General features: G+C 43.7%; 9 protein-coding genes. 3 read left to right on the top strand and 6 right to left on the bottom strand.

Going from position 1 to position 11885, the window contains the following annotated elements:
- Positions 1-2 precede the first annotated feature (2 nt).
- From FTT73_RS03390 to betI, 4 genes are all read right to left on the bottom strand, one after another.
- Positions 3-773: a hypothetical protein gene (locus tag FTT73_RS03390; protein ID WP_005096914.1), complete on the bottom strand. Its 771-nt coding sequence runs from the start codon at positions 771-773 to the stop codon at positions 3-5.
- A gap of 128 nt (positions 774-901) precedes the next feature.
- On the bottom strand, positions 902-2557 hold the full coding sequence (betA, locus tag FTT73_RS03385; RefSeq protein ID WP_005096915.1) for a choline dehydrogenase: 1656 nt from the start codon (positions 2555-2557) through the stop codon (positions 902-904).
- Between the two features lie 11 nt (positions 2558-2568).
- Positions 2569-4044: a betaine-aldehyde dehydrogenase gene (betB, locus tag FTT73_RS03380; protein WP_180191012.1), complete on the bottom strand. Its 1476-nt coding sequence runs from the start codon at positions 4042-4044 to the stop codon at positions 2569-2571.
- 21 nt (positions 4045-4065) lie between these two features.
- Positions 4066-4644, bottom strand: a complete 579-nt coding sequence (gene betI, locus FTT73_RS03375; RefSeq protein ID WP_005096918.1) for a transcriptional regulator BetI — start codon at positions 4642-4644, stop codon at positions 4066-4068.
- 270 nt (positions 4645-4914) lie between these two features.
- Here betI and FTT73_RS03370 point away from each other — a divergent pair, with 270 nt between their 5' ends.
- Both FTT73_RS03370 and FTT73_RS03365 read left to right on the top strand, forming a co-directional pair.
- Positions 4915-6951: a choline transporter gene (locus FTT73_RS03370; RefSeq protein WP_005096920.1), complete on the top strand. Its 2037-nt coding sequence runs from the start codon at positions 4915-4917 to the stop codon at positions 6949-6951.
- Between the two features lie 28 nt (positions 6952-6979).
- Positions 6980-7588: a MarC family protein gene (locus tag FTT73_RS03365; RefSeq protein WP_005096921.1), complete on the top strand. Its 609-nt coding sequence runs from the start codon at positions 6980-6982 to the stop codon at positions 7586-7588.
- A gap of 67 nt (positions 7589-7655) precedes the next feature.
- Here FTT73_RS03365 and FTT73_RS03360 read toward each other — a convergent pair whose 3' ends face one another.
- The gene (locus tag FTT73_RS03360; protein ID WP_180191011.1) at positions 7656-9863 is read right to left on the bottom strand and encodes a TonB-dependent receptor domain-containing protein; all 2208 of its coding nucleotides are present in this window, start codon (positions 9861-9863) and stop codon (positions 7656-7658) included.
- Positions 9864-10364: 501 nt separating this feature from the next.
- Positions 10365-11282 (bottom strand): LysR family transcriptional regulator, encoded by a 918-nt coding sequence (locus tag FTT73_RS03355; RefSeq protein WP_005096924.1) that lies wholly within the window; start codon positions 11280-11282, stop codon positions 10365-10367.
- 330 nt (positions 11283-11612) lie between these two features.
- On the opposite strand from FTT73_RS03355, the gene FTT73_RS03350 reads away from it, so the two are divergent.
- Positions 11613-11780 carry a hypothetical protein gene (locus FTT73_RS03350; RefSeq protein ID WP_004280333.1) on the top strand — a complete coding sequence of 56 codons (168 nt, stop codon included), beginning with the start codon at positions 11613-11615 and terminating at the stop codon, positions 11778-11780.
- Positions 11781-11885 lie beyond the last annotated feature (105 nt).

The following is an 11885-nucleotide window of genomic DNA, read 5'->3' as shown; positions in this document are numbered from 1 at the left end:
TCTTAGAAATCATAACTCAGGGCAAATACTGCAAGATTACGCTGCTTGTCAGCATAGCGGTCATAACCGCCAAAGATATATTCACCCGACACACTCAACTGCGGTAAAAGCGCATAACTGAGTCCGGCAGAAGCATAACGAAAGGTAAACTGCTTTTCGGTATCGCCCAGTTCACCGCCCTCATATTTGCCTTCATCGTTAAAATAGCTCCCTGCTGCCGTAACGCTGGCATTCAGGCGATCATTCAATTGATGGCTCAGGTTAAGTGTATAAAAAGTATCGCCCTGATTGGCATAAGCCACATCATAGAGATAGGTTGATACGCTGGCACCGATACTGGTCTGATCATTCAACGTACGACTTACATTTAAACCCAGCTCATTTCCGGTAGTATGCTTGCCGCCCGGATAATAATAGGTTGCGTTCCATAGATCCCAGTCATAATTTTCGCTGCTATGGGTATAACCCACCAGAAAATCATGCTCGAATTTGTCTGAACGATGTCCCTGACGCCCCTGCACTTCTGCATAAGAATATCCAAGCGTAGATCCCCAATATCCGACATAAAAATTGCCGTAAGCTAGATTCAGCCCTGCCTGTACAGCAACGTCGTCATTTTCAGGTGCATTGGTCAAACCACGGGATACATATTTGGATACCACACTCAAGTTTCCGCTTGCTTCTATTTTTTTTACTTCCGCATCATCGGCATAACAGTAAAAACTTGAAACAGCAGCGCAGCCAAACAGCACTGTTTGATTGAATATTTTCATAAAATATAAAATGTATTAAGCAAAGCGGAGATAAAATCGAAAGCAGTCGAGGTTTTATCTCCGCTTTGGGACAAAATTGAAATTCGCTTTACTCCTGCTTTGCTAGACAACAGGAATAAAACCATGATTTAAGCGCGAGGCGCCTTGTAAAAAGGTGCAGATGAAGGCGCAAGAGCAGGCTTGCCACGAATATGGTCTGCCAGTTTTTCAGCGATCATAATCGTAGTTGCATTGAGGTTGCCGGTAATGATCAAAGGCATGATCGAGGCATCAATCACGCGCAGACCCTGCATTTCATGTACGCGTCCATAACCATCGACAACCGCCATGTCATCCTCACCCATTTTACAGCTACACGATGGATGATACGCGGTTTCTGCATGATTACGAACAAATTCATCAATTTCAGCATCTGTTTGTAGATGTTTTCCCGGACTGATTTCTTCACCACGATAGGGATCTAATGCCGGCTGATGCATGATTTCCCGGGTAATGCGGATGGCATCGCGGAATTCACGCCAGTCCTGCTCGGTACTCATATAGTTGAACAGAATACTTGGATGCTCAAACGGGTCTTTGGATTTCAGACGAACACGGCCACGTGACGGCGAACGCATAGAGCCCACATGAGCCTGAAAACCATGTTCATGAATGGCATTGGTGCCATTATAATTAATCGCCACAGGCAGGAAATGATACTGGATATTGGGCCATTCAAATTCGTCGGAAGAGCGGATAAAACCACCGGCTTCAAACTGGTTGCTGGCTCCAATACCTTTACCTAAAAATAACCATTCAGCGCCAATCATCGGCTGGTTATACCACTTGAGTGCCGGATATAAGCTAACCGGTTTTTTGCATTTATATTGCAGGTACATTTCCAGATGGTCTTGCAGGTTTTCACCCACACCAGGCAACTCCTGAACCACAGGAATATCCAGACTTTTTAACAGTTCGGCCGGACCTACACCGGAGCGTTGCAGGATTTGCGGTGAGGCAATTGCACCCGCACATAGCAATACTTCACGATCCGCAAAGACCTGAATCGGCTGTAAGGTATTTTGTCCTTCAAAATATTCCACACCAATTGCCTGATTACGATTAAACAGAATCCGGTTGGTCATGGCGTGAGTAATAATCGTGAGATTATCCCGGCCTTTGGCCATATCCAGATAACCACGTGCTGTACTGGAACGACGGCCTTGCGGCGTTACGGTACGGTCCATCGGCCCAAAACCTTCCTGCTGATAGCCATTCAGGTCATCAGTACGTGGATAACCGGATTGAACCCCAGCTTCGACCATGGCATGAAACAGCTCATTATTACCATTCTTAGGCGTTGCGACTGAAACCGGGCCTGAATCGCCATGATAGTCATTGCCGCCAATATCGCGGGTTTCAGCTTTTTTATAATACGGCAGACATTCGGCATAGCTCCAGTGTTCCAGACCTTTAAGGCTGGCCCACTGTTCCAGATCCATAGCATTACCACGGATATAGCACATGCCATTAATCAGTGAAGATCCGCCCAGACCTTTACCACGGCCGCATTCCATACGGCGATTGTTCATGTGGGGTTCGGGGTCGGTCAGATAGGCCCAGTTATAGCGTCGTCCCTGTAATGGATAAGCTAATGCAGCCGGCATTTGTGTTCTGAAATCTAGACGATAATCTGGTCCACCCGCTTCCAGCAACAGGACCTTTACATCCGGATCTTCAGTTAAACGCGCTGCTAGCACATTTCCTGCCGAACCTGCGCCGATAATAATATAATCGTAATTCATCCAATCCTCCCTTATGCGCTAAATACAGACTGGAAAGGACTAAGTTCAACTTGCACTGACTTGGTCTGGGTATATTGCTGTAGCGTGACAATACCATTCTCGCGACCGACACCCGAATGTTTATAACCACCCACTGGCATTTCTGCCGGTGATTCGCCCCAGGTATTAATCCAGCAAATGCCGGCTTCGATTTGATGAATAATACGGTGCGCACGTGCCAGATTTGGTGTCACGACACCAGCTGCCAAACCATACTCGGTGTCATTGGCACGACGAATCGCCTCTTCTTCTGAGTCATAACTCAGAATACTCATGACTGGACCAAAGATTTCGTCACGGACAATGGTCATGTCGTCACGGCAATCAGTAAATACCGTTGGTAGCACATAAGCGCCTTGAGCAAACTGCTCATCTTCAGCACGGCCGCCACCACACAATAAGCGTGCACCTTCGTTCTTGCCCTTTTCAATATAGCCCAACACTTTTTCCATATGAGAGAAGCTGGACACTGGACCAAAATTGGTTTCAGGATCAAGTGGATCCCCCATCCGGATATAAGGAATACGCTGCAGAATCTTTTCTTCAAATTCGGCTTTCAAGGCTAAAGGTACAAATACGCGGGTACCATTGGTACAGACCTGACCGGAACTGTAGAAGTTGGCCATCATGGCTATATCTGCTGCCAGATCCAGATCGGCATCTTCACAGATAATTAGCGGGGATTTTCCACCCAGCTCCATAGTCACTTCTTTCAGGCTGGAATTCGCAGCTTGGGCCATGACTTTTTTGCCGGTCGCGACACCACCGGTAAATGAAACTTTGGCTATGTCCGGATGTGAAGTCAGATAGCCACCAATTTCACCACTACCGGTTACCACATTAAATACACCATGCGGCACACCGGCTTCAGTATAAATTTCTGCCAGTTTTAGCGCAGTTAAAGGCGTTATTTCACTGGCTTTAAAGATCATGGCATTGCCCGCTGCCAGTGCAGGTGCAGATTTCCATAAGGCAATTTGAATCGGATAATTCCACGCACCAATCCCAGCAACCACACCCAAAGGTTCACGGCGGGTATAGACAAACGAACTGCTTCTGAGCGGGATTTGCTGGCCTTCTAATGCTGGCAAAATACCTGCATAGTATTCGAGTACATCTGCGCCTGTCGCAATATCGACGGTGGATGTTTCACTGAAAGCTTTACCACTGTCGAGACTTTCTAAACGTGCCAGCTCGTCATTACGTTCACGAAGAATAGCGACAGCCTTGTTCAAAATACGGGAACGTTGAATCGCCGTCATTTCTGCCCAGACTTTTTGTCCTTGCTGTGCCGATTCAACAGCGCGATCGATATCATCTCGCGTACATACCTGCACGTCTGCCAGAATTTCTCCAGTTGCAGGATTAATCGTTTGAAACGTGCTATTGGATGTTGCATCGACATATTGTCCATGAATATAAGGACGTTGCAGTTTGAATGTTGTCAATGGAATTTCCTCGCAGGTGGGTTATTTGAGTTGTTGCCGGATATATTCACTACACAGTTCAATCGGCAGTTCTGGGTCAATTTCGCCATTTACCAAAGCACCTCTTAACCAGAATCCGTCAATCAATGCTGCCAAACCTTGAGCAGCTTTCTCTGCCTGGTCTTTACTCAACTTTTTCATGAATTCATATTTAAGGTTGGAATGTAAACGGTAATGATTAATCTGCTGTAAACGATGTAATTCAGGTTGGTGCAAACTGCTAGCCCAGAACGCCAGCCATACTTTCATCGCAGCTTTATCTGTTTGTGGTGCAGCAAAGTTGCCACGCACAATTGCCAGTAAACGTTGTTCAGGTTCGCCATCGACTTTGGACTGCATTTCTGCAACAGATTTACCCAACTGCTGCAATAAGTAACGCATTGTGGCTTCAATCAAGCCATTTTTACCTCGAAAATAATGACTTATGATGCCGGTTGAGACACCTGCCCTCTGAGCAATCTGACTAATTGAAGCTTCTGCAAAACCTAGCTCATTCACTGCAGCTAAGGTGGCATCGATCAGTTGCTGACGACGGATCGGTTGCATACCAACTTTGGGCATAGGACTAACCTGAATAACGGATGTAGCAATAAAAAATCACTCTGCTAGAGCAAATAGCTGAATGATGTAACAATTCATAAACGCTTTTTTAATTGAACGTTCAATTAATAAAAATTATAGTGCCAGCTCACCCTTGATGTACAGCGCAGTTTGTTTTGGATTTGCAAAAGTTTGTAATTAACGAAAACAAGGAAGCTTTACCGCAGGCTTTTGCTTTTAAATCACACTGCACTGTAGATCATCCGGCAACAAAACGATGGTCATGAATTTATGCAAAAGAAAAAAGAAGATATGCAAGATGGTCTGAATAAAGTAGTTTTTTATTTTTCGGCGACACTTATTCTGCTGTTTTCTATCATCACCATTTTATTTAATGAACAAGCTAATCAAGTCATTATTAATATTTTAAACTGGGTCAGTCGTACCTTTAGCTGGTATTACCTGCTGGCGGCAACGCTGTATCTGGTTTTTATCATTTTTATCGCCTGTTCCCGTTATGGCGAGATTAAATTAGGCCCCAAACATTCCAAGCCAGAATTTAGCCTGCTGAGTTGGTCGGCGATGCTATTTTCTGCCGGAATCGGGATTGACCTGATGTTTTTCTCGGTGGCGGAACCACTTTCCCATTATATGAATCCGCCTGTAGGCGAAGGCGAAACCTTTGAAGCTGCGCGCCAGTCCATGGTGTGGACCCTATTTCACTACGGTTTAACCGGCTGGAGTATGTACGCGCTGATTGGGGTCGCCCTGGGTTATTTCAGTTATCGCTACAATTTACCGCTCACCATCCGATCGGCACTTTATCCGATCTTTGGAAAAAGAATTAATGGTCCGATCGGCCATACTGTGGATACGGCTGCAGTACTCGGCACGATTTTTGGTATTGCCACCACCTGCGGGATTGGCGTTGTGCAATTAAATTATGGCCTGCATGTGCTGTTTGATTTACCGGAAAATATCTGGATTCAAGCTGCACTCATCGCTGTTGCTGTGATTATTACTATTATTTCAGTCACTGCCGGTGTCAATAAAGGCATCCGGATCCTGTCTGAAATTAATATCTATGTATCAATTGGGCTGCTGCTATTCATTCTGTTTGTAGGCAATACCGAGTTTTTATTAGCTGCCTTGATTCAGAATTTTGGTGACTATATCAGCCAGTTCCCGAAACTTTCTTTAACCAGTTTCCCTTTTGAACAACCGAAAGAATGGATGAATAGCTGGACCCTGTTCTTCTGGGCATGGTGGATCGCCTGGTCACCTTTTGTCGGTCTGTTTCTGGCCCGTATTTCCCGTGGTCGTACCATTCGTGAATTTGTCACCGGGACTTTGGTTATTCCTCTGTTATTTACCCTGACCTGGTTGTCTATTTTCGGTAACAGTGCTTTATATAGCGTGATTTTTGATGGTAATACTCAACTTGCTACGACAGTTTTAGAAAATCCGGCACATGGTTTTTATGATCTGCTGGCGCAGTATCCAGGCTTTATGTTTACTGCAGGTGTCGCCACCATTACCGGCTTGCTGTTCTATGTGACCTCAGCGGATTCAGGGGCATTGGTATTGGGAAATTTCACCACCAAATTCACTAATATTGAGCATGATTCACCGCGCTGGCTGAGTGTGTTCTGGGCCATTGCCATCGGTTTGCTAACTTTGGCAATGCTCATGGCCAATGGCGTAACAGCATTACAGAACACCACGATTATTATGGGCCTGCCTTTTAGTTTCGTCATTTTCTTTGTGATGGCGGGACTATATAAGTCCTTACGTCTGGAGGATTTTCGACAGGCCAGTACCAGTCTGAATGCGGCACCTGTGGTCGGCAATGTGGATATATTGAACTGGAAGAAGCGTCTAAGCCGGGTCATGCTGCATCCAAGCCTGTCCCAGACCCGGACCATGCTGGACAATGTCTGCAAGCCGGCCATCGAGGCGGTTGCAACCGAGTTAATTGATAAAGGCATTCAAGTCAATATTCAGGAAAAATCACTTGAGGAAGAACCTGAACTGTATCACCTAGATCTGACCATTCAGCTCGATGAAGAAGAAAACTTTGTCTATGAAATATGGCCGGTACGCTATGACACGCCAAATTTCAGTTCACGTGGTAAACGAACCAAACGTTATTACTATCGTCTGGAAAGTTATCTGTTTGAAGGCTCTCAGGGCAACGATCTGGTCGGTTATAGTAAGGAACAGGTGATCAATGACATCCTGGATAAATATGAACGCCATATGATGTATCTGCATATTAACCGGATCAGCCCAGGTAAACGTCCGCTGTTCCCGGATCGTGAAATCTAGGATCTCTCAACTACGGAAGGAATCAATAATGTCAGAAAGTTTGAATGCATTTGCCCTGTTTTTCTCCCTGCTCAATCCTTTTCTGATGAGTATTTATATGCTCGGAATTATCCGTAATTCCGACGCAAGAATATTCAACATGGCATTGATTCAGGGCAGTCTGATCAGCTTTATTGTGTTCATCATTTTTGCAAAAACCGGTGAAGCCTTCTTTAATGAATTCTTGCATGTACGGTTTGAGTCCTTCCAGATTTTTGGCGGTATTATCTTTTTGGTGATTGGCTATCGTTATGTCTTTGAAGGTGCTGATACGATTGGCGTGATGCGTGGAGCGCCCAGTCATCTGGCGGGCACGATTGCCATGCCGTTTATGATTGGTCCGGGCACCATTTCGGCATCTGTGATCACCGGTATACAGCTCAGTTTAATGCAAACCATTCTGGTGATTTTCTTTACCCTGTTTCTGACTTGTAGTCTGCTGATCCTGATGAAATACCTGCATGATCATTTACAGCACAAGTATTCAAACTATATTGACCTGTATGTCGATATTGTAGGTCGTGTTGCAGCGCTTTTAATCGGTACCATTGCCATCGATATGATCGTGACAGGTATTACAGGAATATTAGAAACCTGATAAATCCTTTCTATCGATAAATATAAAGAGCGGGAAATATCCCGCTCTTTTTTTAATTTTTAAATAATTAAAATTTAAATGACACACCGGCATAAGTAGAAAAACCTTCACCCGGCGAAGAACGAGCTTCATCTTTCCCACCGTCGTTAAGGCCTGGAATCACGACCGCAGCATATTTCTCATCGGTGATATTTTTAAAGTTGATCCAGATTTTCCATGATTGATGTTCTGGTGCATAACCTAAGTCAATGCCCCAAATCTGATAGTCGTCACTGAAACGGCTATTGGCATAATCATGCGCCATTTTGGATGCATATTCAGTATTCAGACCAATATAGAGGCCATTATTCAAAGCATAACTCAGTTGAGCCTGATACAGATGTTTAGGGATTCCTGGCAACTGGTTCTTGCCAAACAATGGATCATTTTTATACTGGAAATCGCTAAGCGTATAAGCCTGTTGCAGACGCAGCTCGCCATATCGGGATTCATGCAATGGCGTATCCAGGCTTAGCTCCACCCCTTGATGAATCGTTGGCGTCGCATTTTCTTCTACACCGATTCTTTCCTTTGGTGTATTGGGATCAACAGTATCTCCATAATCCTTAATCATTTCAGAGGTTAACAGTTCATTTTTTACTTTAGAATAATAGTAGCTCAGTGCCCAGTCTCCAAAGCCCGATTGTCCACGTCCGCCCAGTTCAAAGCTATTGGCGGTTTGCGTGTCCAAATAGATTGGCGCACGCACTCGATTTGATGCAGCTCCATTGTCTTTAGGATAATAATAAGGTGAAGACCATGCCATCGCCCAAGGATGTGCCGGCTCAATACTGCGGCTTAAATTGGCAAACCATTGCACAGAGTCATTCGGCTGATAGGTCAACCCAAGTCGTGGTGCAAAATTCCATTCATAACGACTGACTTTAGGATCTACCTCAGGACCTGAATCTGGGTCGGGAAGAATATTTGCATAAGTAACTTCACTTTCCCGATGGGTATACACAGCTGCCAATCCCAGATCTAATTTGAACTGATCATTTAATGTAGTTTCCTGATCAAATTGCAGCACGTTGTCTGAACCACGATAGGTATAGCGGCGGGTAACTGTGTCTACCGGATACGTTTGATTACCAATTTCTGTATTAAATCTTAAAGTTTCAGTAACCCCACTGTCCGGGCGATGAGTGGTGCTACGCAAGGCAATACGCCCCTGATGCTCCAGACCTAGAAACTGATAAGGCCTTTCATACTGGAAGCGCGCTGTAATATCTTCATAATCGACATTAGTACGATAACTGCTTTCACGTAAATCCAGCGGATAATGATGATAAGCCAGACTGCCGGTCAGTTTAGCATCATCCTGTAAATTCCAGGTCGTAGTATTGGCCAACCAGGTACTGCCTGGCTGAATCCGTTTGGCATCTACCGCTAAATTAAAGCTATTCGCTGCTTCAGGATCATTTTTGAGCTGTTCTTGCGTAATACGACCTGGAGTTAAATGCTTGCTCTCACGGTAACGGGCATAAAAACGGGTTTCGATATCCGGACTAATTTGATAGCCCAAATTAAAAGCCAGACCTTTGCCATCGCCTTCAGCATGATCCTGAATCCCATCGAACTGGGTACCCGTCAGCGCCAAATAATAATCCATCTGATCCAGCTTTCGGCCGGTACTAAACTGATATTTCTGATAACCATGACTGCCCATTTCATATTTGAGTTCAGAGCCATCCTGATCAGCGCCAGTCTTGGATTTATAGTTGATTGTTCCACCTAAGGCCAGTCCACCCTGTTTAAAGCCATTGGCTCCGCGATAGACGCCGACATGATCAATCCACCAGGGTTCTAGCAGTTCATACGCTGTACCACCCGGTCCGGTAAATGGAATATCATCAATCAGGACGTGCGTACCGGATGCGTGTGCACCTGAAGTCCGGTTGATTCCTGAGCCACGGATCGATATTTTTGCACCTTCATTCCCTGCAGACTGGGCATAAATTCCTGGCTGTAAACGGAACACATCGGCTGTGGTTGCAAGTCGCTGCTGTTCTAATTGCTGCTCACCAATGAAATTCGTTCCTCCTGAAACCTGAGCCAGCTCTTTCTGATATTGCTGCTGCGGATTGGCATTTTGCTCAGCGCTGATCACAATAGTATTCAGCTGTTGAACATTGTCCGGTTCTACGGCAGTTTCAGCATAAAGATGACCTGAGACAATCGACAGAATCATGAGGCTCAGCGAGCTTTTCTTGAGAGGAATTTTTGTCATGTGCATGGCGATTTTATACAGTCCTGTATAAGTGATTCCGTTTTATGAGAGGAAATCAGTTTAAAAATTATGCTGTAGCATAGATCAACATTGTTATTTTCAGGAGTTATTTTCTGCCAAAAAATTGACTGATCAGCGTATGTTTTTTCATTTTATTTAATCTTTTTATTAAAAATCAACTTGCAAGATCAAAACCACATCCTCACAAGTTCCAAGAACTTAATTTTTAAGTAACTGATATTTAATAATATGTAATTTAATTCTGTACAGATGTATTTCCACTTGGCAAAATGTGATAAGTAGAAAAATTTATAATCGACCAAACCAGTTCTTTAATTTCGAAAGTTGGCCGAAGTTGTATATTTTCTGATTTAAAGTAGACAAGATTAACCTCATCACCTTATAGAAAAATTGAAATCCTTGAGAGAAAAACAATCAATTTTTAAAAATCCTGACGATGCAGAATTTTTAAAAATAATGGACTAAATATATTTAACTATTCGCAAATTAGCTGTAATAGACCTGTCTTTTCTTGGAAAACCGATCCAGCTGTTTCAAGAAGCCTTCAAAATAATCTTTCTGTTTTTCTTCTGTGCGATAGCCGGCGTATAAAGTTCGACGTAAGCCTTCAGGCGCCACACAGTCTAAACGGCGTGATGTCACCCAGCCTTTCTGCTCATATTCATTGACCACCCAATCAGGTAATGCACCAATCCCGCGACCACTTGCCACCAACTGAATCAGCATTTGAGTCAAGTCGGTGGTGCGAATGGCTTTTGGTAGAATATTAGCGGGAATAAACAAGCGCGACATAATGTCCAAACGGTGTTTATCCACCGGATAAGTCACTAGCGTTTCTTCAGCAAGTTCCTGAACAGTAATCTCTTTCGCACGTACCAGTGGATGGGTATTGGATAAAACCAAGCGTGATTCATATTCAAAAATCGGAAAATATTCAATGCCTTTAAGCGCAATCGGATCAGCCGTAATCAGTAGATCAAACTCTCCAGTTTGCAATAATTCATGCGGATTCGATTCAAAACCTGAAGCAAAGTCCAGATCTACATCCGGATATTGCATCCGGTATTGATTGAGTAGCGGCATTAGCCAGTCAAAACAGCTATGACATTCAGAAGAAAAAACAATTCGCCCGGTCTGGCCATGCACAATACGGCTGATATCACTCTGTGCAATTTGAACTTGCGGTAATATTTCATCTGCCAGGTTTAGCAACCGTTCTCCAACATTAGAAAAGCTCACAGGGCGACTACGCCGATTGACTACTTCAACCCCGAACCATTGGTCGAGTTCACGTAGCTGATGTGACAAGGCCGATGGTGTTAAACATAAATCACTTGCGGCTGCAACCAGGGAGCCATGCTCCCGCAGAGCAGTCAGGGTTCTTAAATGGCGGAGTTCTATCATGGAAAATACCGGAAATTCAAAAGACGGATGACACTTGATCTGTCTTAAGCATAACCCATTTCTCTTATTCTATTTAGTTTTTCTCATTTTAAAACCAGAATAATGAGATATATTCACCTATTGGATTAATAGGTTTAAATTTCTATTCCCTCAATTTTTATTAATTTAGTTTTCTTGGTTAACTTAAACATCATTAAAATAACCCATTAAATATCGTTTAAACTTACAGCAGCAACAAGATCGAAAACTAACTCAAGTATAAAAGTTACAGAATAATTTTGCTGCACTCATACAATAAAAATTAGAAAGTATTTTAGAGGATGAAAGACTATGTCGAATCCAATCGATCGAAATGATGAAGAACTCACTGAAGAACAACTTGATCCTCAAGAAAAACAGGATCGTGAGATCCAGCGAGGTCAATTAGGCCTTCATGATCCACAGAGACAACGTGATCAGCTGCGTCAGGAAAGACAGGATGAGGAACAAATTCAGTAATTTTCCCTGAGATGCAAAATAAAAAACTCCCCATTCTTAAAATAGATGGGGAGTTTTTTTTCAGTATTAAAAAGTTATGGACTAGTTTTTCGCATCACCACATCT

Source organism: Acinetobacter sp. YH01006 (assembly GCF_013420445.1).
In the GTDB taxonomy this organism is placed as follows: Bacteria; Pseudomonadota; Gammaproteobacteria; order Pseudomonadales; family Moraxellaceae; genus Acinetobacter; species Acinetobacter pseudolwoffii.
Note: the sequence above shows the minus strand (reverse complement) of the source record. Positions and strands in the feature narration are given on the sequence as shown.

Bases quoted from the DNA above. Each gene is read 5' to 3' on its own strand.
- FTT73_RS03390 (WP_005096914.1), bottom strand. From the start codon at position 773: ATGAAAATATTCAATCAAACAGTGCTGTTTGGCTGCGCTGCTGTTTCA.
- FTT73_RS03360 (WP_180191011.1), bottom strand. From the start codon at position 9,863: ATGCACATGACAAAAATTCCTCTCAAGAAAAGCTCGCTGAGCCTCATG.
- betA (WP_005096915.1), bottom strand. From the start codon at position 2,557: ATGAATTACGATTATATTATTATCGGCGCAGGTTCGGCAGGAAATGTG.
- FTT73_RS03365 (WP_005096921.1), top strand. From the start codon at position 6,980: ATGTCAGAAAGTTTGAATGCATTTGCCCTGTTTTTCTCCCTGCTCAAT.
- betI (WP_005096918.1), bottom strand. From the start codon at position 4,644: ATGCCCAAAGTTGGTATGCAACCGATCCGTCGTCAGCAACTGATCGAT.
- FTT73_RS03350 (WP_004280333.1), top strand. From the start codon at position 11,613: ATGTCGAATCCAATCGATCGAAATGATGAAGAACTCACTGAAGAACAA.
- FTT73_RS03355 (WP_005096924.1), bottom strand. From the start codon at position 11,282: ATGATAGAACTCCGCCATTTAAGAACCCTGACTGCTCTGCGGGAGCAT.
- FTT73_RS03370 (WP_005096920.1), top strand. From the start codon at position 4,915: ATGCAAAAGAAAAAAGAAGATATGCAAGATGGTCTGAATAAAGTAGTT.